Origin of the sequence: Halomonas denitrificans (assembly GCF_003056305.1) — a bacterium.
Lineage (GTDB): Bacteria > Pseudomonadota > Gammaproteobacteria > Pseudomonadales > Halomonadaceae > Halomonas > Halomonas denitrificans.
Window position 1 is genome coordinate 328,302 of the sequence record NZ_PYVX01000002.1, and the last position, 24,869, is coordinate 353,170.

A 24,869-nucleotide genomic window follows, 5' to 3' on the forward strand; every position below is an offset into this window, starting at 1 on the left:
CCTGCCGGTACGGGCTCAGTCGACGGTGGCGTACCACAGCCGCACCTTGTTGTCGGGCGTCTGCGGCAGCTGGATGCCGTCGTTGGCGGCCCAGATCAGCGGCTGCTGGTGGAGGGGGATCAGCGGGACCTCGGCCTTGGTGAGCGCGAAGGCCTCGCCGATCATCGCCAGGCGCTCCTGCTCGTCCTGGGCGACGGAGATCCGCTTGACCAGCTCGTCGACCTCGGGGTTTTCATAGCCGCCGGGGTTCCAGGCGCCGTACTTGTCGTGGGGGCTGGTCAGCACCTGAGAGAGGATGCTGAAGGAGTCGAGCATCGGCAGGGTGGCCCAGCCGAACATCCAGACGTCGGAGCCGCCGTTCAGGGCCTCCTGCCAGTGGTTGCTGGCGTTGCGGGCGTTGACTCGGGTCTCGACGCCGATGCGCGCCCACATGGCGGCGATCGCCTGGCAGATCTCCTCGTCACGCACGTAGCGGTCGTTGGGGCAGTCCAGGCCGATGCTGAAGCCGTCGGGATAGCCGGCCTCGGCGAGCAGCTGCCGCGCGGCCTCGGGGTCGTAGGGGAAGCGCTCGTCGAGCTCGGCGTCGTAGCCGGGCACGGCCGGGGCCACCGGCAGGGCCGCGTTGCGCGACTTGCCGCGCATCAGCTTGTCGCGGATCAGCTCCATGTTGATGGCCTGGTAGAGCGCCTTGCGCACCCCCAGGTCGCGCAGCGGATTGCCGCCCTCGCCGCTGTCCGCCAGGGTCTCCGGCGACTGGTTGAGCGCCAGCATGATGGTGCGCAGTCCCGGCGTCTCGAGGATCTGGAAGCCCGAGGCGTTCTCCAGGCGGGAGATGTCCTGCAGCGGCACGCTCAGCATCATGTCGATCTGACCGGAGAGCAGGGCCGAGACCCGGGTCGCGTCGGAGGCGATGGGGGTGAACTCGATGCGCGTCAGGTTGTGCTCGGCCTCGTCCCACCACTGCTCGTTGACGGTCAGCACCGTCTCGGCGTCGGGGCGGCGGGTGTCCAGCACGAAGGGGCCGGTGCCGTTGGTGTGGGTGGTGGCGTAGCTCTGCTCGCCCTTGCTGGGGTCGACGGGATTGAGCGCGCCGTGCTCGTCCATCCAGGTCTTGTCGAGGACGTAGACGTTGGTGAGGTCGTTGAGCAGCAGCGGGTAGTTGCCGTTCAGGTGAATGTCGACGGTGTACTCGTCGACCTTCTCGACCTTCGCCACGGCGGGCAGGTTGCCGCGGATGGGCGAGTCCGGGTGGGTCGCCCGCTCGAGCGAGGCGACCACGTCCTCGGCGGTAAAGGCGCTGCCGTCATGGAAGGTCACGCCCTCGCGCAGGGTGAAGCGCCAGCGATCGGGCTCCACCGCCTCCCAGCCGGTGGCCAGCGCAGGCTCGATCTCCAGCTCCTTGTTGTAGCGGACCAGCGGCTCGTAGATATGGTGCAGGAAGGCCAGCGTCGGGCTGATGGCCTGGCCGTGGGGGTCCATCGAGTAGACGTCGGAGGTGTCCGCCCAGGTGATGGTCTTGGCCTGTGCCGCGCCGGTCGCCACGCAGGTGGCCAGCAGCGTCATGGCCAGGGTCTTTTCAATCGGCTTCATGGTTGACTCCCAGGAGTTGTTGTTGTCGATGGCCTCCGTCGCGCGCAATGCTCTTCGCCGGGGATGGCTCATCGGGTTGTGGGATGGTGGGTGGTTTTTCCTCTTTTCTTGCCGTGCTTCATGGATATTTCATGCATCGTTGTGACAGTTAACACTCGGGAATTAACGGCTAATAGGTCCAGTTTTTCATTACAGTTGGTGCCAGATGAACTTCGCCTTAATTCGTATGTTGTGGCGTAATGTCGACGAAAATATCGTCGATGGTGTGTTGCGAAAAAATAAACGGATTAATCTTTCCTTTTTGGGTGCTATGAGGCACGTGCTCATCGTCAACTGTATACACTTTTCACGCAATGATGGACGGCATGCGGAGTCGCTATGTCACCATTTTTCATGAGGTTTTTAATGATGAGGGTGGTCGGCGATGGGCTGGATTCCTGCGGTCAGGATGCGCGGTAGCGAGGCGAGGAAGAGGATGTTTTTTGGAGGGTGGTGAGTCGATACAGCGAAGGCGGTATGTCGGAGTGAATGGCGATAATACGGCGATATTGTCGGCAGGTTTTCGCCGTAATTGCGCGGGAGATGGTCGGCGATATGGTCGAAAGAAGGAGAGGGAGGTTAAAGAGGGTGTCGCGTCGACATGGTGTGGCGCTTCGCAGTGGGAGGGGGGAGGTGAGGAGGGGCGCCCCGACCCGTCAGGTCGGGGCGCTGAGTGGATCATCGAGAGAGCCTAGAGCGCGGGCTTCAGGAGTGAGCGGGAAGCGGCTCGCGCTGGTCGCGCATCAGCAGGTAGTAGAAGACGCCGCCCAGGGCGGCCCCGATCAGCCAGGCATAGCCGCCCAGCGCCTCGAGGGCCGGCACCCAGACCGAGGAGACCGAGAACAGCGCGGCCAGGCCGAAGGCGGCGAGCGCCCGCTTGTTCCAGCCCTTGACGTAGTGGTAGGCGCCGTCGGGGTCGCTCGAGAACATGTCCTGGATGTTGAGGCGCTGGTGCTTCACCAGGTAGTAGTCGACCACGATGATGCCGTAGAAGGGGGCCACGATGGCGCCCAGCGCATTGACGAAGCCGGCGATGCCGATCTGGCTGATCACCGAGACCCAGAGTGCGCCGACGAAGAAGGCCACCCCGGCGGTGATCAGTCCGCCGATGCGAAAGCTGATCTTGCGCGGGAAGAGGTTGGCCAGGTCGTAGGCCGGCGGAATGAAGTTGGCCACCAGGTTGATGCCCACGGTGGCGGCGAAGAAGGTGATCGCGGCGATGATGGTCAGCGGCAGCGAATCGACCCGCTCGATGATGTCCGAGGGGTTGGTCAGGGTCTCGCCGAAGAGCGCCAGGGTGCCGGCGGTGATGATCAGCGCGATGAACGAGAAGAAGGCGACGTTGAGCGGCAGGCCCAGCAGGTTGCCGAGCTTCATCTGCTTCTCGCTCTTCACGAAGCGGGTGAAGTCGCCGAAGTTGATCACCACCGCGGCGAAGTAGGCGATCATGGTGCCGGTGATGGCCAGGAAGGCGCCGACGGCGCTGCCCTGATACTCGCTCTCGCCGCTGAAGATGGTGCCTACCGCGGGTAGCAGGTCGCTGCCGGCCTGGAACCAGACGATGATCATCAGCGCCACCATCACCACGTAGACCAGCGGCCCCGCCCAGTTGAGGAAGTGCTTGATCTTCTCGATGCCCTGCCAGAACAGCGCGATCTGGAAGGCCCAGACGATCACGAAGGAGAGCCAGCCGATCGCCGTCATGCCGAGGAACTCGCCGCCGGGGTCGCCGAACAGGGCGGTGAGCAGCAGCGCCATCGCGGTGGAGGCGAAGTAGGTCTGCACCCCGTACCAGAAGATGCCGATGATGGCGCGCAGCATGGCGGGGAAGTTGGCGCCGTGCACCCCCATGCTGGCGCGGATCATCACCGGGAAGGGCACGCCGTACTTGACGCTCGGCTTGCCGGTCAGGTTGACCAGCCACATCACCACGAAGCCGGCCAGGATGATCGCCGCCATCACCGCCCAGCCGTTGAGGCCGTAGGAGATGAACAGCGAGGCCGCCAGGGTGTAGCCGAACAGGCTCTGGATGTCGTTCGACCAGACGTTGAAGATCTCGAACCAGCCCCAGTTGCGATCGCCTTTCTTGATCGGGGCCAGGTCATCGTTGTAGAGGCTCGGGTCGCGATGCTGGATCTCCAGCTCTTGGTCCGTCATGTCCGTCATGGGAGCTGCCTTGTGTGCTGGTGGTGATCCCGGCCCCCATGGAAGGGGCCGGGCGTCGGGGGGAGGCTATCCCCGCGGTCGAGGCGTCACTGGCAGAAGCGCTGGCACGGGGCCCAGTGCTTCATCAGCAGGAAGTAGGTGACACCGGCCGGAATCAGGCTGGCGTACCAGGAGACGGAGGAGAAGGTCAGGGCAGCGATGATGCCTACGGCGGTGGCGATCAGCGCCCCCGGGTTGACGCCGCGGTAGGGCCCCTGCTCGTCATAGAGCTTGCCGAGGTCCAGGGTGCGGCGGCGCACCAGGTAGTAGTCGACCACCAGGATGGCGAAGATCGGGCCGAGGAAGGCGGAGTAGGTCTGCACGAACAGCTGCAGGCCGTCGGCGGAGTCCGGCTGCACCAGTTCCCAGGGGAAGGTCGCGAAGGCCAGCAGGCCGACGATCACGGTGGCGGTGCGGAACTTCAGCTTGAAGGCGTCCATCAGCACGTAGGTCGGCGGCACCACGTTGTTGAGCACGTTGGTGGTCACCTGGGCGAAGGCGATGAACAGCAGGGTGGTCATCAGCAGCGGGGTGTTGTCCACGGCGTTGGCGAACACCTGGATGGGATCGGCCACGCCGGTGGCCTCGGAGACCATGTAGCCGATCAGGCCCATGAACAGGGTGCAGGGCAGGATCGACATGGCGTAGAGGGTGGTCAAAAGGCCCGGGCCGCTGCCCTCCTTGTGCTCGCGGGAGTAGTCGCTGACGTTGAGCATCATGGTGCTGTAGATGCCCAGGAACAGCATGGTGGCGCCCCAGAAGGGCATGCCCCAGGAGCCTTCCATGGTCAGCATGCTGGCGGAGAGCTCGTCGCCGTAGCGCTGCACGGTGCTGTAGAACATGTAGACCAGCGAGGCCAGGATGAAGGCGCTGCCGATGTTCTCCAGCCACTTGATGCCCTGGAAGCCGAGCACCGACAGGGCGATCTGCAGGAACTGGAAGGCGATGAAGAAGAAGACCAGGTTGTCGAAGCCGAACAGGGTCGCCGAGACCATGTTCAGGGCGCCGGCCCCGATCCAGCTCTGGAAGCCGTACCAGACGATGGCGGGCACGGCGCGCACCAGCCCCGGCAGGCGGGTGCCGGCGAAGCCGAAGGCGCTGCGCGCCTGGACCATGAAGGGAATGCCGTACTTGTAGCCGGCGGCGCCGTTCAGGGCCAGGGCGATGCCGATCACGAAGCAGCCGATGGCGATCGCCAGGGTCGCCTGCAGCAGGTTCAGCGTGCCGACCACGCTGGAGCCCATGGTGAAGGTGCCGATCGAGACGCAGCCGCCGAACCAGGCCAGCAGGTAGGAGGTGCGACCCATGATGCGGGTCTTCTGGGGGGCCAGCGACTCGCTGCCGGCGGCCTTGGTGTCGTGGTGGGCGTCGTGGGTCACCCGGGTATCATCGCCGGGGACGGCGCGGGAGGTCGAGAGGGTCATGATGCTTACCTCGCAAGGGGGTGCTGTCGTTGTGGTTGTTGTCCGGCCCGCTCGGGGGCCGGGGTCGCCGGCGCGGCGCGGCCGGCTAGCCGTCGATGCCGGCGTCAGCGCAGGCCGGCGCCATGGGAGAGGTGCTCGAAGCGCCCGGTGAAGGCCTTGGCCCGCGGGAAGGCGAGGTCGCCCACCTTGCTGGTGCCGAGCCCCAGGCCGACCAGCGCCTCACTGAGCTTGACCGCGGCGGTCACGCCCTCGACCACCGGCAGGCCGACGGCCGCGCTGATCTCGTCGGTGAGGTCGGCCATGCCGCCGCAGCCCAGCACGATGGCGCCGATGCCGTCCTCGTCGCGGGCGCGGCGGCCCTCCTCGATGATGCGGGTGAGCGCGGCGTCGCCGTCGTCCTCGAGGTCGAGCACCGGGATCTCGGCGGCGCGGACCCGCCGGCAGTGGTGGCTGAAGCCGTACTGCTCGAGCAGGTGCTCGGCGATGATGCCGGTGCGGCCCAGGGTGGTGACCACCGAGAAGCGGGTGCTGATCAACGTGGCCATGTGGAAGGCGGCCTCGGCGATGCCGATCACCGGGGCCCGGGTCAGCTCCCGGGCCGCCAGCAGGCCGGGATCGCCGAAGCAGGCGATGATATAGGCATCCACGCCGTCGCGCTCGCCGGCCATCACCTCCTCGAGCACGCCCACGGCGCTGATGGCCTCGTCGAAGTGGCTCTCGATGGAGACCGGCCCGTGTGCGGGTTGGGTGGCGGTGATGACGGTGCCGGGGGCGGCGATGCCCTGGGCGGCGGTGCCGATGGTGTCGGTCATGCCGCGGGTGGTGTTGGGGTTGATGACGCGAATCTGCATGGGAGGTCTCGCTGTCTCGTTATTCTTGTGAACAAGGAATTTGCTTCTTGTACACAAAATAGGATGGCGTGTTCGCCAAATCAAGTCCGGATGGGGTGGCGGTGCAGTCCATTAAACCCTTTAAAATCAGTAGTATGAATCATAGTTAGAGAAAAAGTTGTGCCGCCATGCAATGTATACAACATGTTGTCGTCAATTCCTCTCCTAAAATGCATACATTTTTGTCCTATCAATGAATACAATGACGACGACGACGCTTTGCCCCTGTCACTATGGTGCCCCGACGGTAACGCCGGCCCTCCGCTAGGGCGCTGACGCGGGCGAACCCGGCGCGACACGAGGGGGCGGCAGCTTTCCCTTGGCGTGGGGGTTGATTTCTTGTATACAAAAATGGAGTCTGAAGGCCACGACCCGGCTCCAGCGGAGGAGACGCGATGCGCCTGCTGATGCTCAACGGCAACACCAACGCCGCCATGACCGACGCCATGGCCGCTCGGGCCCGGGCCTTTCTCGGCGAGGCGGTCGAGGTGGAGGCCGAGACGGCCGAGCGGGGCGTGGCCTATATCGGCTCGCGGCGCGACTGCGCCCTGGCCGGCGCCGCCGTGGTGGCGAGCCTCGAGGCGCACGGCGGGCGGGATCACGCGGCGGTGCTGCTGGCCTGCTTCGGCGAGCCGGGGCTGGCGGCGGCGCGCGAGATCAGCCCGGTGCCGGTGACCGGCCTGCTCGAGGCCTCAGTGCTCTCGGCGCTGCAGCTTGGCGCGCGCTTCTCGATCGTGACCCCCGGCCGTCGCTGGCCGCGGATGATCGAGGACGTGCTGCACGACCTGGGCGCGGCGCGCCACTGCCTGGAGATCACCCCGGTGGAGGTTGGCGACCTGGCCCTGCCGGCCGAGCACGAGGCCGCCCGCGCGCGGGTGCAGGTGGCCGTCGACCGGCAGGCGCGGCGCTCGCCCGATGCGATCATCGTCGGCGGGGCCGCCTTCGCGGGCCTGGCCGCGGCGCTCGAGGCCCCGTCCGGGACGCGGCTGATCGACTCCCTGGACGCCGGCCTGGCCCAGAGCCTGGCGCTGATGCGGCTGACCGCCGACCGCGGGTAGGGGATCTTGCAACTCTAGTGGGCACACCCTATCCTTTAATTGTATACATTTAGTGTTGCTCAAAATGGCCGCCACGTGCCATCGAGCCAGCCCCTAACAAGAAGGAAGCTACGCCATGACCTCACCGACCCGAGGGGACTATCCCCGTGACCTGATCGGCTACGGCCGCACGCCGCCCGAGGCCAAGTGGCCCGGCAAGGCGCGGATCGCCGTGCAGTTCGTGCTCAACTACGAGGAGGGCGGCGAGAACTGCGTGCTCCACGGCGACAAGGGCTCCGAGCAGTTCCTCTCCGAGATCATCGGGGCCGACTCCTATCCCGATCGCCACCTGAGCATGGAGTCGATCTACGAGTACGGCTCCCGGGCCGGCGTGTGGCGGATCCTGCGCGAGTTCGAGCGTCGCGGCCTGCCGCTGACGGTGTTCGGTGTCGCCATGGCGCTGGAGCGCCACCCCGAGGTGGCCCACGCCTTCAAGGAGCTGGGGCACGAGATCGCCTGCCACGGCTATCGCTGGATCCACTACCAGAACGTCTCGGAAGAGCTCGAGTGCGAGCACATGCGCCGCGCCATCGAGATCTTCCAGTCGCTCTACGGCGAGAAGCCGCTGGGCTGGTACACCGGTCGCGACAGCCCCAACACCCGCCGCCTGGTGCTCGACGAGGGCAACTTCCTCTACGACAGCGACTACTACGGCGACGACCTGCCGTTCTGGACCCGCGAGGCGGACAGCCAGGGCCGCGAGCACAGCCATCTGGTGGTGCCCTACACCCTGGACACCAACGACATGCGCTTCGCCGCGCCCCAGGGCTTCAACACCGCGGATCACTTCTTCACCTACCTGCGGGATGCCTTCGATGTGCTCTACGCGGAAGGCGAGGACACCCCGAAGATGCTCTCCGTGGGCATGCACTGCCGGCTGCTCGGCCGTCCGGGCCGCTTCCGCGCCCTGCAGCGCTTCCTCGACCATATCGAGGCCCACGATCGCGTCTGGGTCACCCGTCGCGTGGACATCGCCCGCCACTGGGCCGATCACCACCCGGCGCCCTGATCCGGCGACATCCCCGAGCCCGGGGCGGGCGGTGCGCCGCCCGCCCCGCCCTGCGTTCTTCAGGAGCCGTCATGCTTGAACTCGAGGCCCAGCCCCTCACCCCGGAGGCCTTCGCGCCCTTCGGCGAGGTGATCGATACCCGCACCTCCGACTACTTCCACATCAACGCCGGCCGCACCCGGCGCTACCACGACCTGGCCCGGGTCGAGACTCTCGGTGAGCAGGCCCGCGCGCTGATCAGCATCTTCGTCAGCCAGCCGGTCGAGCTGCCCCTCGAGCTGCCCTTCCTCGAGCGTCATCCCCAGGGCAGCCAGGCCTTCGTGCCGATGCACGAGGAGCGCTTCATCGTGGTGGTGGCGCCGCCCGGCGAGGCGATCGCGCCGAGTGACGTGCGCGCCTTCGTCACCGACGGCCGCCAGGGCGTCAACTACCGCGCCGGCACCTGGCACGCCATCCAGTCGGTGCTCGAGCGCGAGGGCGAGTTCCTGGTCGTGGATCGCGGCGGCGAGGGCAACAACTGCGACGAGTACCCCATCGACATCCGCGTGACCCTGCCGCAAGGCGCGGCCGTCGCGCCGACCCACAGCGAACAGGAGTCCACCTCATGAGTCAGCCGCGTCAGTACTACGCCCCCCAGGGCGGCCACCCGAGCCAGAAGGTGATGACCACCGACCGCGCCATGTTCACCGAGGCCTTCGCGGTGATCCCCAGGGGCGTCTATCGGGACATCGTCACCAGCAAGCTGCCCCACTGGGAGAACACCCGGCTGTGGGTGCTGTCGCGGCCGCTCTCCGGCTTCGCCGAGACCTTCTCCCAGTACATCATGGAGGTCTCCCCGGGCGGCGGCAGCGAGCGCCCGGAGACCGACGCTGGCGCCGAGGGCGTGCTGTTCGTGGTCGAGGGCGAGATGACGCTGACCATCGACGGCGAGCGCCACCGCATGGTGCCCGGCGGCTACGCCTTCCTGCCGCCCGGCTGCGACTGGCAGCTGCGCAACGAGGCCGACGCCCCGGTGCGCTTCCACTGGATCCGCAAGGCCTACGAGTATGTCGACGGCATCGACGTGCCCGAGGCCTTCGTGGTCAACGAGAACGACATCGCGCCCACGGTGATGCCGGACTGCAACGAGGTGTGGGCGACCACCCGCTTCGTCGACCCGGACGACCTGCGCCACGACATGCACGTGACCATCGTCACCTTCCAGCCCGGCGGCGTGATTCCCTTCGACGAGACCCACGTCATGGAGCACGGCCTCTACGTGCTCGAGGGCAAGGCGGTCTACCACCTCAACCAGCAGTGGGTCGAGGTCGAGGCCGGCGACTACATGTGGCTGCGCGCCTTCTGCCCGCAGGCCTGCTACGCGGGCGGCCCGGGGCCCTTCCGCTACCTGCTCTACAAGGACGTCAACCGCCACATGGCACTGCCCTACAGCCAGCGCCGCTGAGGCGGGCCACGCCCGCGCGAGGCGACGACACCCGCCGATCGGCGGGTGTCGTGGTTTCAGGTCTGTACTCGGTGATGGCGATCGAGCTTGGCGATGGATGCACCGGCGGGCTGGACGTGATCGGCCTCGCTATGCTGCAGGAACGCCCGCATCGAGCCGACCGCAGGCCTGCAGCCGCGGACCGTCTCGATCGGATCTCCACCGACAAGCAAAGGTGAGTGTCCCATGACGTCCTCTCGTCTCTCATGCCTGGCTTCCCTGGCTTCCCTGGCTTCCCTGGCTTCCCTGGCCGTGGCACTGCTTCCACTGACCGCTTTCGCGGCCTCCTTGCCGACGACGCCCTACCTGCCTCTGGAGATGGCGCAGCGGGCTGCCAATGCCGCCATGACGCACTGCCTGGACGTGGGCGAGCGGGTCAGCGTGGCCGTCGTCGAGCGCGGCGGCGCCACCAAGGTACTGATCAAGGCGGATGGCTCGGGGCCGCACACGGTCAACAGCAGCACCGGCAAGGCCTTTGCCGCCGCCAGCCTGGGCCGCGAGACCCTGGCCTTCGCCGAGTTTCTCAAGGAGCACCGCGAGTTCGACGGTCTGCGCGACATGGACGACCGCATGGTGATCCTCGGCGGGGGGCTGCCGATTCGCATCGAGGGAGCACTGATCGGCGGCATCGGCGTCGGCGGAGCGCCGTCGGCGGCGATCGACGACGCCTGCGCCCGGGCAGGGGTCGAGGCCATCGGCGGCGAGTCGCCGTCACCGTCGACCCCCTGACACGGGGCCGGGCAGGGAGGGCCCGGGCGGATGACCGAGGCGGCGGTCAGGCCTCAGCCGCGATTGATCTGGGTGATCGACTCGCCGGTGTGCTGCACGTGGTCGGCCAGCAGACGGCTCGCCCGCTCGCCGTCCCGGGCCTTCAGTGCCTCGAGGATGGCGCGGTGCTCGTCGGTGGACTCCTGCCAGCGGCCGAGGCGGTCCAGCGCCAGGTAGCGGGCGCGCTCCAGGCGACCGAGCAGCCGCCGGTGGGTCTCCTCCAGCACCGGGTTCTTGGCGCCGGCCACCAGCAGCGCATGGATGCGCTGGTTGAGGGCGAAGTAGCCGTCCCGGTCGCCCTTGGCGTGGAGCTTCTCCAGGCGCTCCTGCAGGGCCTCGAGCTGCTTGAGCTCGGTGTTGGTCATGCGCCGGGCGGCCAGCCCCACGGCCAGGCTCTCGATGCCGGCCTCGACCTCGAACAGGTGCTCGAGCTCCTGGGGATCGATCCGCGTGACCACGGCGTTGCGGTTGCGCCGGGTGGCGATCAGGCCGTCGCCGGCCAGCATGCGCAGCGCCTCGCGCAGCGGGGTGCGGGAGATGCCCAGCTGCTCGCACAGCGCCGGCTCGGCGATGCGCTCGCCGGGGGCCAGCTCGCCGCGCACGATCATCCGCTGCAGCACCGCGTAGGCCTCCTGGGCCAGCGAGGTGGTCTGGATGCGGCGCCGGGCGGGCGGCGAGTCGGCGATGTCGGATGCGGGATCGGCATCGCTGTCCAGGGTCATGGGCAGGGCCTCCTAGGGGGCAGCGGCGGTGAGCGGGATGATGCCCGTCGGGCGAGTGGGCTCAGTATAGGGTGCGTCGCGGCGGAGCGGGAAGGCCGCCGGGGAGGCCCCGGCGGCCGACTCCGCGGCCGCTCAGTCCCGGGGGGCGGCCAGCGGCTGGCGGCCGACCAGCCGCGACAGCGCCTCGCCGAGCCCTTGGCACTCCTTGCTCGGCGGCGCGGCGAAGCTGCCGCCGCGGGGCGCGGCCGGGGCCAGGTCGACCATCGCCTGGGCCTGGTGCAGGGCGCAGGTCACCCCGTCCAGGGCCGGCACCGGCAGGCGGTGGGCCACGCTGCGGGCGAGCCCGGCCAGCGGCGCGCCGGCGAGTATCAGCACGTCGGCGCCGTCGTCGGCCACCGCCCGCTCGGCCAGCGCCACCAGGCGATCCCCCTGGTCCTCCTGGACGCGGCCGATGTGCGAAAGCGGCTCGTCCAGGGCGCGGATGCTGGCCAGGCGGTCGGCGAAGCCGTAGCCGGCGATGGTCTCGCGGTACCAGGCCTGGATGCGCTGGGAGATGGCGATCACCGAGAAGCGGCTGCCCTGCTGGCAGGCGGTGACCAGGGCGGCCTCGGTCATGCCCACCACCGGGATCGGCAGGATCTCGCGCAGCGCGGCAAGGCCGGGGTCGCCGAAGGCGGCGACCACCACGGCGTCATGGTCGGCATGGGCCTCGGCGGCGACCTGCATGGCCGCATAGCCGCCGATCTGGGACTCGGCCCGGGTCTCGATGTAGGCCACGCCGAAGTGGGCGGTGGCCAGGGTCAGCTCGGTGTCGGGGCGGATGCTGCGCCGCGCCTCGGCCTCGATCAGGCGGGTCACGTCGGTCGAGATGTTGGGATTGATGACCAGCAGTTTCATGGCGTGCTCTCGTGTTCAGGGTGTCGATGCCGCGCCTCCGGGCGCAGGGCCCCTCGCCACCCGCCGGCGAGGGCGGGCGGCGCGCGGTGGCGGCGTGCGTTTTTATCGGGTGGTGGTCAGTAGCCCAGGGTGCGAGGCAGCCAGGTGACGATGCCGGGGAAGGCGATGCAGGCGATCAGCACGGCGTACTGGAAGAGAATGAACGGCCAGGCGCTCTTCATCAGCTCGTTGAGGCTGAGGTTGGAGATGCCGCACATCACGAACAGCAGCACGCCCACCGGCGGCGTCATCATGCCGACCACCAGGTTCATCACGAACAGGAAGCCGAACAGCAGCGGGTCGACGCCGTAGGCCAGGGCGATCGGGGCCAGCAGCGGGACCAGCATGATGTAGGCGGCGTTGGACTCGATGAACATGCCCACCCCGATCAGCAGCGCCATCACCAGCAGCAGGAACATCAGCGGGTCGTCGGTGAGCCCCTGGATCCAGTTGGTGAGCTGCATCGGGATCAGGTCGATGGTGAAGGCGAAGGTCATGGTCGAGGCGAAGGCGATCAGCGCGCCCACCATGGCCGCGGTCACCGCGGCGTTGAACATCGCCTTGGGCAGGTCCGAGAGGCGCAGCTGGCGGGTCACGAAGAAGCCGATCAGCAGCGCATAGACCACGGCGATGGCCGCCCCCTCGGTGGGGGTGAAGGCGCCGGCGACGATGCCGCCGACCACCACGATGGGCATCAGCAGGATCGGCAGGGCGCGCCAGGTCTGCACCAGCACGTGGCGCAGCCCCACCACGCCGCCGACCAGCGGGTAGCCGCGGCGCATCGAGAGGAAGCTGGCCAGGCCCATGAAGCCCAGGGCGAGGATGATTCCCGGCACCACCCCGGCCATGAAGAGCCCGCCCACCGAGACCGAGGAGCCGGCCATCAGGGCGTAGATGATCATGGCGTTGCTGGGCGGGATGATGGCACCCAGGTTGGCGGCCGAGGCGACCACGGCGCTGCTGTAGCCGGTGTCGTACTGCTGGCGCATGGAGGGCACCAGGGAGCTGCCCAGGGCGCTGGCGCTGGCCACCGCGGCGCCGCTCACCGCGGCCAGTACCATGCCGGCGACGATGGCGACGTGGGCCAGGCCGCCGTGGACGCGACCGATCAGCGAGTTGGCGAAGTCGACCAGGCGCTGCAGGATGCCGGCGGCGACCATCAGCTCGCCGGCCAGCATGAACAGCGGGATGGCCATCAGCGGGAAGCTGTTGACCGAGTGCATCATGCGCTGGGGCATCACCGAGAAGTCCATGCCGCCGACGTAGAGGCCGACCAGCGAGGCGAGGCCCAGGGCGAAGGCCAGCGGCATGCGCAGCAGGGCGAAGCCCAGGAAGGTGAAGACGATGGCGGGGGTCATGAGGCGCTCCCTCCTCCAGGCTCCGGCGGGGCGCTGGGCAGCGGCTCCAGCCGGCAGGCCTGGGCGATCAGGTGCAGGCAGCAGTGGACGGCGCAGACCAGCACGGCGATGTAGAAGACGGCGGCGGTGATCGGCAGGGTCGGCATCATCTCCTGCCACTTGTCGGCCACCGCGCCGACGCTGATCCAGGCCAGCATCGCCATCAGCACGGCGCCGACCAGCGCCATCAGGCGGGCCAGCGACTCCTGCACGCCCTTCGGCAGCAGGCTGACCACGGCGTCGATGCCAACGTGGATGCCGACCTTGATGCCGTGGGGAATGGCCAGGAAGATCGCCCACACGAAGCAGAGGCGCGACAGCTCATCGGCGGAGTCGATGGAGGTGCCGAGCACGTAGCGGGCGAACACCTGGGCCGAGACCAGCGCGGTCATCAGCGCCATGGCCAGCAGGATGGCGAAGTAGGAGGTGCGATCCAGCAGCGCCAGGCCGTGCAGGAAGTGGCGGGTGAACGGGCTGGAGGCGTGCGCCTCCAGCCGGTGCCAGGCGGGTGTCATGACCCCAGCTCCTCGAGCACCCGGTCGACGATCTCCGCGCCGATCTTCTCGCGCAGGTCGTCGACCACGCCTTGGCTGGCGTCACGCAGCGCGCTGCGGGTCTCGTCGCTGATCGGGGTGAACTGCATGCCGCGCTCGATCAGCGTCTCGCGGGCCGCCGCGTCCTCCTCGGCCGCGGTCTCGCGCTGCCAGGCCACCGCCTCGTCCATGGCCGCCATCACCGCCTGCTGCTCGGCCTCGTCGAGCCCCTCGAACGTGTCGCGATTGGCGACCACCACGATGTAGTCGTAGAAGTGGCCGGTATCGGAGAGATACTCCTGCACCTCGTCGAGGCGCTTGGTGCTGATGATGCTGTAGGGGTTCTCCTGGCCGTCGAGCACGCCCTGCTGCAGCGCCCCGTAGACCTCGTTGATGTCCATGGAGACCGGGTTGGCGCCGATGGCGCGGAAGGTGTCCAGGTGGGTCTGGTTGGGCTGCAGGCGGATCTTGAGGTCCTGGAAGTCCGCCACGCTCTCGAGGGGACGAACGCTGTTGGTGACGTGGCGGAAGCCGAGCTCCATGTAGCCCAGCGCCGTGAAGCCGGCCTCGGCGAGCTTCTCGTCGAGCAGCTCGCCGACCTCGCCGTCGATCAGCGCGAAGGCATCCTCGCGGCTGTCGAAGGCGAAGGGCAGGCTCAGCGCCTCGAGTTCGGGCACGGTGCGCGACAGGTAGGAAATGCCGATCCAGGTGCCCATGATGGCGCCAGAACTGACCTGGTCCACGTTCTCGCCGGCGCCGCCGAGCTGCATGTTGGGGAACAGCTGGGCGGTCAGGTCGCCGTCGGTGCGCTCGGCGAGCCGCTCCTGGAAGATCTCCATGGCGCGGCTGCTGGAGTGATCGTCGGTGAAGTTGCCGCCGAAGCGCAGGGTGTCGGCGCCAGCCATCAGCGGCGCGCCGAGGCCCAGGGCCAGCAGCAGGGGGGTAGCGTAGCGGGTGGTGCGCGTTGTTGTTGTCATCCGAGGGTCCTTCGCGGCAATGGAGGGAGAACGGGGCGCGCCGGGGCACGCCGGCGGCTCAGGGAAACCATAGGTCAGGGCCTTGAAAAATTCAAAATACAGAATACGTTTTTTTTATTTTTAAAATAAAATCAGTGGTTTGAGTTTTTAAAAAATCGGATGTGATGGCTATTGTTGCGGTCCAGACGCCGAGGCGCATCCGCCCCATCCCTCCCTCCATGGGAAGGGCAGGCGGGCAGGGCAGGGAGGGGAATCGGGGCGCGAGAAGGGTCACGAGACCGAAGCGAGGCGAGAGGGCGAAGGCCGAGGTGGCCTGGCGCGGCCGGCGAGCGCCGGCCGGGCTCAGCGCGCCGCCAGGCCCTCGAGCACCGCGTCGCCGGTCTTGCGCATGTGGTCGCGCATGGCCCGGGCCAGCGCCTCGCCGTCGCGGCGCTCCAGGGCCTCGAGGATGGCCTCGTGCTCGCGGGCCGACTCGTCCCAGCGGCCGAGCTGCATGTTGGCGGCGTAGCGGGCGCGGGTGATCTTGAGGTTGAGCGCGGTCTCCAGCTCGAGCAGCACGCCGTTGCCCGAGATCTCGGCCAGCCGGCGATGGATCCGCTGGTTGAGGCGGAAATACTCGACCCGCTCCTGGCGCCGGTAGTGCTCCAGCATCTGGCGGTGCAGCGCGCGCAGCTCCTCGATCTGGGCGTCGCCGGCGCGCTGCGCCAGCAGCTGCCCGGAGAGCGCCTCCAGCTCCACCATCACCTCGAACAGGTCGGCCACCTCCCGCGGGTCCACCTCGGTTACCTTGGCGCCGCGATTGGGCAGCAGCTCCACGAGCCCCTCGTTGGCCAGCACCTTGAGCGCCTCGCGCAGCGGGGTGCGCGAGACCTCGAAGGACTCGCAGAGGCGCTTCTCGGAGATCCGGCTGCCCGGGAGCAGCTCGCCCTCCAGCACCATCTCGCGAAGCTGCTCCGCCACCACCTCGAAGAGCGCCAGGCGGCGCAGCGGCGCCGCGCCGTCATGGGCCTCGGGGGCCTTCACATCTGCGCTGTCGTCCATGGAGATCTCCTGTTGGAAGGCGACGCGGGGCCGCGTCGCCGGTTGCCGAAAAGTGTACTTGCAAAATCTCGATCTTGTGCGACTCTTTGCATACTGTATTTTGAATTCAAAATTCAAAGCACGCCAAAACCCGATACCCACGTCCGATCACAACGCCCCACAAGAACAAGGACCCTGCCCATGCCCCGCACCCTGATCGGGATGCTCACCCCCTCGTCCAACACCGTGCTGGAGCCCTACACCGCGGCCCTGCTCGGCGAGCTGATGCCCGAGGTCACCGCCCACTTCCAGCGCTTCACGGTCAAGGAGATCTCCCTGAGCGAGACGGCGCTGGCCCAGTTCGACCCGGCCCCGCTGCTCGAGGCCGCCGGCCTGCTCAACGACGCCCGCATGGACGTCATCGCCTGGAACGGCACCTCGTCGAGCTGGCTCGGCTTCGAGGCCGACCGCCGGCTGTGCGCCGCCATCACCGAGGTGACCGGCGCGCCGGCCACCACCAGCGTATTGGCCCTCAACGAGGCCCTCGAGCGCACCGGGGTGACCCGGCTCGGGCTCGTGACCCCTTACCTCGACGACATCCAGGCGGCGATCATCGACAACTACCGGGCCGAGGGGATCGAGGTGGTCGCCGAGCGCCACCTCAACGACCGCGGCAACTTCTCCTTCTCCGAGTACGACGAGGCGACCCTGGCCGCGATGGTGCGCGAGGTGGCCAAGGCGAAGCCCCAGGCCATCACCATCCTCTGCACCAACCTGCGAGGCGCGGGCATCGTCCCCGCGCTCGAGCGCGAGCTCGGCATTCCCATCTACGACTCGGTCAGCGTCACGGTGTGGAAGACCCTGGCCCTGGCCGGGATCGATCCCGCCCGCATCACCGGCTGGGGAGGGCTGTTCCAGGACCCGCGTCTGGCGGCGTGAGTCGGACAGCGCTCCCCGCTTCCCACGGCAAGACCACCATCAACAATCCCAATCACGAGGTGACCCGATGCCAACCATGACCCCCAAACGGATCGCGCTGGGCGGTACGCTTGCCACCGGCCTGCTGCTCGGCGGCCTGGCCCAGGCCGAGACCATGCTGCGCACCGTCGGCAACTTCTCCGGCAACAAGCTGCACGTCGAGGAGGTCGAGCGGCCCTTCTTCAACGAGCTCAACGCCCGGGACGACCTGGCGGTCGTCTACAACCCCATGGACGCCATCGGCGTCGAGGCGGCCGACGCCCTGCGCCTGATCCGCTCCGGCGCCTTCGACGTGATGTCGGTGCAGATCGGCATGGCCTCCCGGGACGAGCCCTTCTTCGAGGGCATCGACCTGGCCGGCGTGTCGCCGAGCCTCGATGCCCAGCGCGAGGCGGTAGACGCGGTGCGCGAGGCGTTCGATGCGCGCCTCCAGGAGCGCTTCAATGCCAAGCTGATGACGCTCTGGCCCTTCGGCCCGCAGATGATGTTCTGCAACGGCGACATCGACGGCGTCCAGGACCTGGCCGGCAAGAAGGTGCGCGTCTTCACCCCCTCCATGTCGCGCCTGGTCGAAGGCCTCGGCGCCACTCCGGTGACCCTGCAGTTCAGCGAGGTCTACCTGGCGCTGCAGCGCGGTGTGGCCGACTGCGGCGTGACCGCCCCCTCCGCCGGCAACAACGGCAAGTGGCCGGAGGTCACCGACACCTTCGTGCCGCTGCCGCTGGCCTACTCGGTGCAGGGCCACTTCATGAACCTCGATACCTGGAACGGCTTCGACGCCGAGCAGCAGCAGGCGCTGACCGAGGCCTTCGCCCGCCTGGAAGAGCAGATGTGGGGGCTCGCCTCCGACGTCAATGACGACGCCATCGCCTGCAACACCGGTCAGGCGAGCTGCTCCAGTCACGAGGCCTACGACATGGACCTGGTGGAGATCGACCCGAGCTCCCGCGAGCTCGTCGAGCAGATCACCAGCGAGGCGGTGCTGCCGGTATGGGCCGAGACCTGCAGCCAGCAGTACGACGACTGCGCCGCGGTCTGGAATCGCACCGTGGGCGAGGCCTCTGGCCTGAGCATCCAGTAAGCGTCGTCAATCCGCGCCCCGGCTCCGGCCGGGGCGCCCCTGGAGGTGCCCGATGCTACCCCGGAATCCCTACTGGCTCGCCCGCAGCCTGGCCCACGGCGCCGCCGTGGCCGCCGGCTACGCCGCGCTGGGCCTGTCGCTGCTGATCACCTTCGAGGTGATCGCGCGCAAGCTGTTCAACTTCTCCCTGCAGGGCGTCGACGAGATCGGCGGCTACGTGCTGGCGATCGGCGTCTCGTTCAGCTTCGCCTACGCCCTGCTGCACCGCGCCCATACCCGGGTCGACGTGCTGATGGCGCGGCTGCCGGCGCTGCTGCAGGCGCCGCTCAACGCCGCGGCGATGCTGATGCTCGCCGCCTTCTCGCTGTTCATGCTGTGGCGGGCGGTCGAGACGCTCCACGAGACCCTGGAGTTTGGCAGCCTCGCCAGCACCCCGCTGCAGACTCCGCTGTGGATCCCCCAGACCCTGTGGGTGATCGGCCTCGGCGTCTTCGCCCTGCTCACCAGCCAGCTGGCGCTGCACGCCCTGGCCCAGCTGGTCACCGGCCGCGTGCGCTCGCTCAACCGGGACTACGGCCCGCGCAGTGCCCAGGACGAGCTGGACGAGGCCCAGCAGGACTACGGCGGCAGCGTCTCCCCGACCGCTCCCGCCGCCACCACCGCCACCCAGGGAGGTGACGCGACATGATCGGCGCACTCGAGGTCCTGATCGGTTTCGGCATCATGCTCGGCATGATGGCGGCCGGCATCCACGTGGCGGTGGCGATCTTCTCGGTCGCCGCCCTGGGCACCCTGATGTACCTGGGCACACCGCTGCTCTACTCCTTCGGCGACACCCTGTGGGGCACGCTCAACGACTTCATCCTCACCGCCATCCCGCTGTTCATCCTGCTCGGCGAGCTGCTGCTGCGCAGCGGGATCACCGAGCGGATGTACAGCGCGCTCTCGGTGTGGCTCAACCGCATGCCCGGCGGGCTGCTGCACACCAACATCGGCGCCTCCTCGGTGTTCGCCGCCATGTCCGGCTCGTCGGTCGCCACCGCCGCCACCATCGGCACCGTGGCGCTGCCGGCCTTCGCCGAGCGCGGCTACAGCGAGCGTCTGGCGCTGGGCACCCTGGCCGCCGGGGCGACGCTGGGCATCCTGATCCCGCCCAGCATCAACATGATCATCTACGGCGCGATCACCAACACCTCCATCGGCAAGCTGTTCATCGCCGGCATCCTGCCGGGGCTGGCGCTGGCCGGGGCCTTCATGCTGGCGATCATGGCCTTCAGCCTGCTGCGCCCCGAGGTCGCCGGCGAGCGCGAGCCTAGGGTGGCGCTGCGCGCGCGGCTCGCCTCGCTGGTCGACCTGCTGCCGCCGGCCTTCGTCTTCGCCATCGTCATCGGCAGCATCTACAGCGGCTGGGCCACGCCCACCGAGGCCGCGGCGCTGGGCGTGGTGGCGGCGCTGCTGCTGGCCGCGATCAATCGCAAGCTGACGCTCACCATGCTCCACGAGTGCTTCCTGTCGATGGCGCGGACCACGGCGATGATCATGCTGATCATCGTGGCGGCCTTCTTCCTCAACTACATCGTCGGCATCCTCGGCATCCCCCACACCCTGACCCAGTGGGTCGCCGACCTGGGGCTCTCGCCGCTGGGGCTGATCCTGGCGCTGGTGATCTTCTACCTGGTGCTGGGCTGCTTCCTCGAGACGCTGTCGATGATGATCGCCACCGTGCCCATCGTGGTGCCGATGGTGGTGCAGTTCGGCTTCGACCCGGTGTGGTTCGGCATCTTCCTGGTGATCATGATGGAGATCTCGCTGATCACCCCGCCGATCGGCATGAACCTCTACGTGGTGCAGGGCGTGCGCGGTCGCGGCTCGATCTCCGACGTGATGCTCGGCAGCCTGCCGTTCCTCGCCATCATGTTGGCCTTCGTGGCGCTGATCATCCTCTGGCCGGGCCTGGTGCTGTGGCTGCCCGAGGCCATGGGGTAGCCGGCAGCCAATCGCTTTCTAAATGCCCGGGGGATGGGCGTCGGGGGCAAGCCGACGCGAGGGTCTTTTGCCAGGGAGGGCAAAAGTAGCGCCCAGGGAAGGGTTCACAGCGCCTTCGCAAAGGCTTGTCGCCGAGTAAGCCCATCACACTCCAGGGCTATCGAACGATTCTTTTTTCGCTTCGGCCGGTGCCTGCGCCGGCCCCATCCGACTCTCTCGACGAGGCACGCGACATGTCACGCTTCGACACCATCATCAAGAACGGCCAGCTGATCACCGCGGCCGACCGCTACACGGCCGACATCGGCATCAAGGACGGGCGCATCGTCGCCCTGGGCCAGGCGCTCGGCGAAGCCGACGAGGTCATCGACGCCCAGGGGCTCTGGGTGATGCCCGGCGGCATCGACGCCCACTGCCACCTCGACCAGCCGCTCGGCGACGGCGCGGTGATGGCCGACGACTTCTACACCGGTACCCGCTCGGCGGCCTGTGGCGGCACCACCACGGTGATCCCCTTCGCCGCCCAGCAGAAGGGCCAGAGCCTGCGCGCCGCCGTGGAGGACTATCACCGGCGCAGCGACGGCAAGGCCTTCATCGACTACGCCTTCCACATGATCGTCACCGACCCCACCGAGACGGTGCTCAAGGAGGAGCTGCCGGCGCTGATCAACGAGGGCTACAGCTCCTTCAAGATCTACCTGACCTACGACGACCTGAAGCTCAACGACCGCGAGGTGCTCAACGTGCTGGCCATGGCCCGGCGCGAGGGCGGCATGGTGATGGTCCACGCCGAGAACGCCGACTGCATCGCCTACCTGACCGAGCTGCTCGAGGCCCAGGGCCAGACCTCACCCTACTACCACGGCGTGGCGCACTCGGCGATCGCCGAGCGCGAGGCCACCCATCGGGCCATCTCGCTGGCCGAGCTGATCGACGTGCCGCTGTTGATCGTGCACGTCTCCGGCCCCGAGGCGATCGAGCAGATCCGCTGGGCCCAGGGGCGCGGGCTGCGCGTCTACGGTGAGACCTGCCCCCAGTACCTGATGCTGACCGCCGCCGACCTCGACCAGGAGGGCTTCGAGGGCGCCAAGTGCGTGTGCAGCCCGCCGCCCCGCGACGCGGCGGCCCAGGAGGCGGTGTGGCAGGCGCTGGAGAGCGGCGTCTTCCAGGTCTTCTCCTCGGACCACGCGCCTTTCCGCTTCGACGACCCCCAGGGCAAGAAGCTGCACGGCGAGTCGGCGAGCTTCGAGCACATCCCCAACGGCATCCCGGGGCTCGAGACGCGGCTTTCGATCCTGTTCTCCGAGGGGGTGATCAAGGAGCGCATCGACCCGACGCGCTTCGTGGCCCTGACCGCTACCAACCCGGCCAAGATCTACGGCCTCTATCCGCAGAAGGGCACCATCGCCATCGGCAGCGACGCCGACCTGACGCTGTGGGATCCCGCCGCGCGCTCCACCATCCGCAACGCCGACCTGCACCACGCCGTCGACTACACCCCCTACGAGGGCGTGGAGCTCACCGGCAAGCCGGTGCTGACGCTGTGCCGCGGACGGGCGGTCTCCCGGGACGGCGCCTTTACCGCGCCGGCTGGCCACGGCCGCTTCCTGACCTGCGACAAGCCCACGCCGGCCCGGCCGCGTGGCCAGGCGAAGGGGTTCTGAGCATGGTCGAGCAAGAGCGGATCGACGAGCGGCTCGACCGCGCCGCCCAGCGCCTGCTGGCGGCCTATCCCCCCGCGGCGGCGATCCCGGTGCCGACGGACCTGGCGCTTGCCGACGAGCGCGAAGCCCAGGCCGTGCAGGCGCGGGTCGCCGCCGCCCTGGGCACGCCCCGCGGCTGGAAGCTCGGCGGCATCGTGGCGGGCGAGACGCCGCGCTACTCGCGGCTGTTCGCTGAGTGGAGCCAGGCCTCGCCGGGGCGCTTCGCCCGCGACGCCTTCCATCGCGTCTTCCTCGAGCCGGAGCTCGCGGTGGTGATGGGCGAGGCCGTGCCCTTCCGCGAGACGCCCTATCGGCTCGACGAGATCGCCGCGCGGGTCGAGAGCCTGCATGCGGCCATCGAGCTCGTCGACAGCCGCTTCGTCGAGTGGCCGGCGGTGCCGGCGCTCTGGCAGCTGGCCGACGGGCTCAGCCACGGCGCCTTCGTGCTGGGCGAGGCGGCGCCGGCGGGGGACCTTCGCCAGATGCGCGACGCCGCCTACCGCCTCGAGCTCGACGGCGAGACGGTGCTCGACGGCCGGGGCGGCCACCCGGGGGGCGACCCGGCGCGGCTGCTGGTGGAGATGATCAACGATCACATGGCGGCCACGGGGCAGGGCATCGCGGCCGGCGAGGTGATCACCACCGGCACCTTCAACGGCGTGGTGGAGATGCGCGCCGGCCAGCGGGCCCGGCTCGCCTTCGCCGGCATCGGCGAGGCGATCCTGGACCTGGGCTAGCCGGCCCGCGACCCGACCCGATCCTCTGCCCTTGCTCGACGACCAACACCGCGGCGCCTTTCGGCGCCGCGGTGCGTGGCGTGCTCGACATGGCTCCCGGCCCCTTCCCGGCCATGCGCCGGGAAGGGGCCGGCCGCTCAGAACGGCTGATAGGGCAGGAACTTGCCGTCGAGGGTGATCACCGCGCGGTCACCGCCCTCCGGGTCCGCCACCTTCTTCACGTCGAGCTTGAAGTTGATGGCGCTGATGATGCCGTCGCCGAACTCCTCGTGCACCAGGGCCTTGAGCGTGGTGCCGTAGACCTGAATCATCTCGTAGAAGCGGTAGACGGTCGGATCGCTGGGGATCGCTTCCTCGAGGCTACCGCGCAGCGGAATGGTCTGCAGCAGCGCCACGTCGTCGGCGTCGAGCTCGAGGGTCTTGCCCACCGCCTCGGCGGCCTCGGCGGGCAGCGGGTGCTGGCCGAGCAGGGCGGCGGTGACGAAGGCCACGCTCAGGCCGGTGCCCTCGGTGATCTCGGCGAACGACAGGTCCTTCCTGTCCTTGGCGATCAGCACGCGGTCGGTGAGCGCCTGGCGGGCGTCCTGGCGGGTCTGGGATTGCAGCATGGGGGGCTCCTTGGGTGGCTCAGACAGCTGCGGGCAGCTGTTCGGGGGTGGCGCGGACCCCGGTGTGGTCCGCGAGGGAAACGAAGGTGTGGGTGCGGCCGTCGAAGGCGTCGATCCGGCCCGAGGCGATGTCGTAGACCCAGCCGTGCAGGGCCAGGCGGCCCGCGTCGAGGGCGAAGCGCACCGAGGGGTGCGTCCTGAGGTTGTCCAGCTGGGCGATCACGTTCTCGCGCACCAGCGCATCGACGCGCTCGCGCTCGCTGTCGTAGTGGCGGGCCTGGTGGACGATGCGCGCGGAGTCGGCGTAGCGCAGCCACTTGTCGACGGCGGGCATGTGCGCCATGCACTGGCAGTTGGCGATCGCCGTCATGGCGCCGCAGTCGGAGTGGCCGCAGATCACGATGTCGGCCACGCCGAGGGCCGTCACGGCATACTCCACCGTGGCACAGACGCCGCCGGGCTCCGGGCCGTAGGAGGGCACGATGTTGCCGGCGTTGCGGATCACGAACAGGTCCCCGGGCTCGCGCTGGGTGACCAGCTCCGGCACCAGGCGGCTGTCGGAGCAGGAGATGAACAGCGCCCGGGGCGACTGCCGCGAGGCCAGGTCCTGGAAGAGGGCGGCGCGCTTCGGGAAGGCCTCGCGCTGGAAGGTCAAGAAACCGTCGATGATGTCCTGCATGGTGGGGGCTCCGTCTGCGCCGATGCGATGCCGCGCAATCTACGCCCGCCTACTGATAAGGTAAAAGACCGATATATAATGATGCGCATAAGCACTCATTATGGGTCTCGCCATGCTGCTGCGTCATATCCACTACTTCCTCGCCGTCGCCGAGCACCACAGCTTCACCCGGGCGGCCGCCGCCCTGCACGTCTCCCAGCCGGCGCTCTCCCAGCAGATCAAGCAGCTCGAGGAGCGCCTGGGGGCGCCGCTGTTCGACCGCTCCGGGCGGGCGATCCGCCTGACCGATGCCGGCGAGGTCTACGCGCGCTTCGCCCGGCTCGCCCTTAAGGACCTCAAGGCGGGGGAGCGCGCCATCCACGACGTCGGCGATCTCAGCGAAGGCAGCCTGCGCCTCGCCATCACACCGACCTTCACCGCCTACCTGGTGGGGCCGCTGGTCGCCGCCTTCCACGCCCGCTATCCCCGGCTCACCCTGAGCGTCAGCGAGATGTCCCAGGAGCGCATGGAGGAGCTGGTCAACGAGGACCGCATCGACGTGGGGATCGCCTTCGACGAGGTGCACTCCGCCGAGCTCGAGGCGACCGAGCTGCTCCCCGAGACGCTGACCCTGGGAGTGGGGCGGGAGCATCCGCTGGCGGGCCAGGGGCGCCTCGCGCTCGAGCGGCTCGACGCCCAGCCGATGATCCTGCTCGACGACGAGTTCGCCACCCGCGAGCGCATCGATCGCTACTGCCGCCAGCACGGCGTCTACCCGCGGGTGGTGATGGAGGCCAACTCGATCAGCGCGGTGGTCGAGATCGTGCGCCGCACGCGGCTGGCCACCCTGTTGCCCGAGCCGATCGTCCGCCAGCACGACGACCTGCGCTCGCTGATCCTGGAGCCCGCCTCGCTGTGCCGCACGGCGGTGCTGCTGCAGCGCCGGGGCGCCTACCGAACCGCCGCGGCCCGCGCCTTCGTCGCCCTGGCCCTGGAGCACGCCCGGGCCGAGGCGTTGCGGCCCTGAC

The 24,869-nt window shown here is 68.5% G+C and carries 24 protein-coding genes; 12 read left to right on the forward strand and 12 right to left on the reverse strand.

Translation table 11 applies throughout. From position 1 onward, the window contains the following. Positions 1 to 15: 15 nt before the first annotated feature. The 4 genes from C9F13_RS07630 to C9F13_RS07645 form a co-directional block, all read right to left on the reverse strand. Positions 16 to 1,590 carry an ABC transporter substrate-binding protein gene (locus C9F13_RS07630; protein ID WP_245888728.1) on the reverse strand — a complete coding sequence of 525 codons (1,575 nt, stop codon included), beginning with the start codon at positions 1,588 to 1,590 and terminating at the stop codon, positions 16 to 18. Positions 1,591 to 2,334: 744 nt separating this feature from the next. Beyond that, positions 2,335 to 3,786, reverse strand: coding sequence for an NCS1 family nucleobase:cation symporter-1 (locus C9F13_RS07635; RefSeq protein WP_108445981.1), 1,452 nt, complete (start codon positions 3,784 to 3,786; stop codon positions 2,335 to 2,337). A gap of 95 nt (positions 3,787 to 3,881) precedes the next feature. Further along, entirely contained in the window at positions 3,882 to 5,258 is a 1,377-nt protein-coding gene (locus C9F13_RS07640; protein ID WP_108445644.1) for an NCS1 family transporter, read from the reverse strand. A gap of 104 nt (positions 5,259 to 5,362) precedes the next feature. Next, on the reverse strand, positions 5,363 to 6,109 hold the full coding sequence (locus C9F13_RS07645) for an aspartate/glutamate racemase family protein (protein WP_108445645.1): 747 nt from the start codon (positions 6,107 to 6,109) through the stop codon (positions 5,363 to 5,365). 434 nt (positions 6,110 to 6,543) lie between these two features. Here C9F13_RS07645 and C9F13_RS07650 point away from each other — a divergent pair, with 434 nt between their 5' ends. From C9F13_RS07650 to C9F13_RS07670, 5 genes are all read left to right on the forward strand, one after another. After that, positions 6,544 to 7,206 carry an aspartate/glutamate racemase family protein gene (locus C9F13_RS07650; protein ID WP_108445646.1) on the forward strand — a complete coding sequence of 221 codons (663 nt, stop codon included), beginning with the start codon at positions 6,544 to 6,546 and terminating at the stop codon, positions 7,204 to 7,206. A gap of 115 nt (positions 7,207 to 7,321) precedes the next feature. Further along, positions 7,322 to 8,254: an allantoinase PuuE gene (puuE, locus tag C9F13_RS07655; RefSeq protein WP_108445647.1), complete on the forward strand. Its 933-nt coding sequence runs from the start codon at positions 7,322 to 7,324 to the stop codon at positions 8,252 to 8,254. A 71-nt stretch (positions 8,255 to 8,325) separates the two neighbouring features. Further along, positions 8,326 to 8,862, forward strand: coding sequence for an ureidoglycolate lyase (locus C9F13_RS07660; RefSeq protein WP_108445648.1), 537 nt, complete (start codon positions 8,326 to 8,328; stop codon positions 8,860 to 8,862). Further along, entirely contained in the window at positions 8,859 to 9,698 is an 840-nt protein-coding gene (locus C9F13_RS07665) for a bifunctional allantoicase/(S)-ureidoglycine aminohydrolase (protein ID WP_108445649.1), read from the forward strand. Before C9F13_RS07660 ends, C9F13_RS07665 begins: the two co-directional genes overlap by 4 nt. A gap of 225 nt (positions 9,699 to 9,923) precedes the next feature. Further along, a complete protein-coding gene (locus C9F13_RS07670; RefSeq protein ID WP_108445650.1) occupies positions 9,924 to 10,466 on the forward strand; it encodes a GlcG/HbpS family heme-binding protein in 543 nt (180 codons plus the stop codon). A gap of 53 nt (positions 10,467 to 10,519) precedes the next feature. Here the strand turns inward: C9F13_RS07670 and C9F13_RS07675 are convergent, their stop codons facing one another. The 6 genes from C9F13_RS07675 to C9F13_RS07700 all read right to left on the reverse strand — a co-directional run bounded on the left by C9F13_RS07675 (position 10,520) and on the right by C9F13_RS07700 (position 16,111). Then, positions 10,520 to 11,227 carry a GntR family transcriptional regulator gene (locus C9F13_RS07675; protein ID WP_108445651.1) on the reverse strand — a complete coding sequence of 236 codons (708 nt, stop codon included), beginning with the start codon at positions 11,225 to 11,227 and terminating at the stop codon, positions 10,520 to 10,522. Positions 11,228 to 11,359: 132 nt separating this feature from the next. Next, positions 11,360 to 12,124: an aspartate/glutamate racemase family protein gene (locus C9F13_RS07680; protein ID WP_108445652.1), complete on the reverse strand. Its 765-nt coding sequence runs from the start codon at positions 12,122 to 12,124 to the stop codon at positions 11,360 to 11,362. Positions 12,125 to 12,240: 116 nt separating this feature from the next. Then, positions 12,241 to 13,521, reverse strand: a complete 1,281-nt coding sequence (locus C9F13_RS07685; RefSeq protein ID WP_108445653.1) for a TRAP transporter large permease — start codon at positions 13,519 to 13,521, stop codon at positions 12,241 to 12,243. Further along, positions 13,518 to 14,075 (reverse strand): TRAP transporter small permease, encoded by a 558-nt coding sequence (locus C9F13_RS07690; RefSeq protein ID WP_108445654.1) that lies wholly within the window; start codon positions 14,073 to 14,075, stop codon positions 13,518 to 13,520. The genes C9F13_RS07685 and C9F13_RS07690 overlap by 4 nt, the downstream gene beginning before the upstream one ends. Further along, the gene (locus C9F13_RS07695) at positions 14,072 to 15,070 is read right to left on the reverse strand and encodes a TRAP transporter substrate-binding protein (RefSeq protein WP_108445655.1); all 999 of its coding nucleotides are present in this window, start codon (positions 15,068 to 15,070) and stop codon (positions 14,072 to 14,074) included. The genes C9F13_RS07690 and C9F13_RS07695 overlap by 4 nt, the downstream gene beginning before the upstream one ends. 342 nt (positions 15,071 to 15,412) lie before the next feature. Beyond that, complete coding sequence (locus tag C9F13_RS07700) at positions 15,413 to 16,111, reverse strand: GntR family transcriptional regulator (RefSeq protein WP_108445656.1); 699 nt, start codon at positions 16,109 to 16,111, stop codon at positions 15,413 to 15,415. A 180-nt stretch (positions 16,112 to 16,291) separates the two neighbouring features. Between C9F13_RS07700 and C9F13_RS07705 the strand changes: the two genes are divergently transcribed. The 6 genes from C9F13_RS07705 to C9F13_RS07730 all read left to right on the forward strand — a co-directional run bounded on the left by C9F13_RS07705 (position 16,292) and on the right by C9F13_RS07730 (position 22,575). Continuing rightward, on the forward strand, positions 16,292 to 17,029 hold the full coding sequence (locus tag C9F13_RS07705) for a maleate cis-trans isomerase family protein (protein ID WP_108445657.1): 738 nt from the start codon (positions 16,292 to 16,294) through the stop codon (positions 17,027 to 17,029). 76 nt (positions 17,030 to 17,105) lie between these two features. Next, positions 17,106 to 18,149, forward strand: coding sequence for a TRAP transporter substrate-binding protein (locus C9F13_RS07710; protein ID WP_170121135.1), 1,044 nt, complete (start codon positions 17,106 to 17,108; stop codon positions 18,147 to 18,149). Positions 18,150 to 18,201: 52 nt separating this feature from the next. Beyond that, positions 18,202 to 18,837: a TRAP transporter small permease subunit gene (locus C9F13_RS07715; RefSeq protein WP_108445658.1), complete on the forward strand. Its 636-nt coding sequence runs from the start codon at positions 18,202 to 18,204 to the stop codon at positions 18,835 to 18,837. Further along, the gene (locus C9F13_RS07720) at positions 18,834 to 20,135 is read left to right on the forward strand and encodes a TRAP transporter large permease (protein ID WP_108445659.1); all 1,302 of its coding nucleotides are present in this window, start codon (positions 18,834 to 18,836) and stop codon (positions 20,133 to 20,135) included. The genes C9F13_RS07715 and C9F13_RS07720 overlap by 4 nt, the downstream gene beginning before the upstream one ends. Before the next feature lie 233 nt (positions 20,136 to 20,368). Next, positions 20,369 to 21,799 carry a dihydropyrimidinase gene (gene hydA / locus C9F13_RS07725; RefSeq protein ID WP_108445660.1) on the forward strand — a complete coding sequence of 477 codons (1,431 nt, stop codon included), beginning with the start codon at positions 20,369 to 20,371 and terminating at the stop codon, positions 21,797 to 21,799. Positions 21,800 to 21,801: 2 nt separating this feature from the next. Further along, positions 21,802 to 22,575: a fumarylacetoacetate hydrolase family protein gene (locus tag C9F13_RS07730; protein WP_108445661.1), complete on the forward strand. Its 774-nt coding sequence runs from the start codon at positions 21,802 to 21,804 to the stop codon at positions 22,573 to 22,575. Positions 22,576 to 22,712: 137 nt separating this feature from the next. Here C9F13_RS07730 and cynS read toward each other — a convergent pair whose 3' ends face one another. Further along, positions 22,713 to 23,183 (reverse strand): cyanase, encoded by a 471-nt coding sequence (cynS, locus tag C9F13_RS07735; protein WP_108445662.1) that lies wholly within the window; start codon positions 23,181 to 23,183, stop codon positions 22,713 to 22,715. A gap of 19 nt (positions 23,184 to 23,202) precedes the next feature. Then, on the reverse strand, positions 23,203 to 23,862 hold the full coding sequence (locus C9F13_RS07740; protein WP_108445663.1) for a carbonic anhydrase: 660 nt from the start codon (positions 23,860 to 23,862) through the stop codon (positions 23,203 to 23,205). Between the two features lie 112 nt (positions 23,863 to 23,974). On the opposite strand from C9F13_RS07740, the gene cynR reads away from it, so the two are divergent. Beyond that, positions 23,975 to 24,868: a transcriptional regulator CynR gene (gene cynR / locus C9F13_RS07745; protein WP_108445664.1), complete on the forward strand. Its 894-nt coding sequence runs from the start codon at positions 23,975 to 23,977 to the stop codon at positions 24,866 to 24,868. Position 24,869: the final 1 nt, after the last annotated feature.

Coding starts and splice junctions, on each gene's coding strand:
- C9F13_RS07730 (WP_108445661.1), top strand. CDS start 21,802: ATGGTCGAGCAAGAGCGGATCGACGAGCGGCTCGACCGCGCCGCCCAG.
- C9F13_RS07705 (WP_108445657.1), top strand. CDS start 16,292: ATGCCCCGCACCCTGATCGGGATGCTCACCCCCTCGTCCAACACCGTG.
- C9F13_RS07700 (WP_108445656.1), bottom strand. CDS start 16,111: ATGGACGACAGCGCAGATGTGAAGGCCCCCGAGGCCCATGACGGCGCG.
- cynR (WP_108445664.1), top strand. CDS start 23,975: ATGCTGCTGCGTCATATCCACTACTTCCTCGCCGTCGCCGAGCACCAC.
- hydA (WP_108445660.1), top strand. CDS start 20,369: ATGTCACGCTTCGACACCATCATCAAGAACGGCCAGCTGATCACCGCG.
- C9F13_RS07675 (WP_108445651.1), bottom strand. CDS start 11,227: ATGACCCTGGACAGCGATGCCGATCCCGCATCCGACATCGCCGACTCG.
- C9F13_RS07630 (WP_245888728.1), bottom strand. CDS start 1,590: ATGAAGCCGATTGAAAAGACCCTGGCCATGACGCTGCTGGCCACCTGC.
- C9F13_RS07650 (WP_108445646.1), top strand. CDS start 6,544: ATGCGCCTGCTGATGCTCAACGGCAACACCAACGCCGCCATGACCGAC.
- C9F13_RS07740 (WP_108445663.1), bottom strand. CDS start 23,862: ATGCAGGACATCATCGACGGTTTCTTGACCTTCCAGCGCGAGGCCTTC.
- C9F13_RS07695 (WP_108445655.1), bottom strand. CDS start 15,070: ATGACAACAACAACGCGCACCACCCGCTACGCTACCCCCCTGCTGCTG.
- C9F13_RS07690 (WP_108445654.1), bottom strand. CDS start 14,075: ATGACACCCGCCTGGCACCGGCTGGAGGCGCACGCCTCCAGCCCGTTC.
- C9F13_RS07660 (WP_108445648.1), top strand. CDS start 8,326: ATGCTTGAACTCGAGGCCCAGCCCCTCACCCCGGAGGCCTTCGCGCCC.
- puuE (WP_108445647.1), top strand. CDS start 7,322: ATGACCTCACCGACCCGAGGGGACTATCCCCGTGACCTGATCGGCTAC.
- C9F13_RS07670 (WP_108445650.1), top strand. CDS start 9,924: ATGACGTCCTCTCGTCTCTCATGCCTGGCTTCCCTGGCTTCCCTGGCT.
- cynS (WP_108445662.1), bottom strand. CDS start 23,183: ATGCTGCAATCCCAGACCCGCCAGGACGCCCGCCAGGCGCTCACCGAC.
- C9F13_RS07645 (WP_108445645.1), bottom strand. CDS start 6,109: ATGCAGATTCGCGTCATCAACCCCAACACCACCCGCGGCATGACCGAC.
- C9F13_RS07720 (WP_108445659.1), top strand. CDS start 18,834: ATGATCGGCGCACTCGAGGTCCTGATCGGTTTCGGCATCATGCTCGGC.
- C9F13_RS07710 (WP_170121135.1), top strand. CDS start 17,106: ATGACCCCCAAACGGATCGCGCTGGGCGGTACGCTTGCCACCGGCCTG.
- C9F13_RS07635 (WP_108445981.1), bottom strand. CDS start 3,786: ATGACGGACCAAGAGCTGGAGATCCAGCATCGCGACCCGAGCCTCTAC.
- C9F13_RS07640 (WP_108445644.1), bottom strand. CDS start 5,258: ATGACCCTCTCGACCTCCCGCGCCGTCCCCGGCGATGATACCCGGGTG.
- C9F13_RS07665 (WP_108445649.1), top strand. CDS start 8,859: ATGAGTCAGCCGCGTCAGTACTACGCCCCCCAGGGCGGCCACCCGAGC.
- C9F13_RS07715 (WP_108445658.1), top strand. CDS start 18,202: ATGCTACCCCGGAATCCCTACTGGCTCGCCCGCAGCCTGGCCCACGGC.
- C9F13_RS07680 (WP_108445652.1), bottom strand. CDS start 12,124: ATGAAACTGCTGGTCATCAATCCCAACATCTCGACCGACGTGACCCGC.
- C9F13_RS07685 (WP_108445653.1), bottom strand. CDS start 13,521: ATGACCCCCGCCATCGTCTTCACCTTCCTGGGCTTCGCCCTGCTGCGC.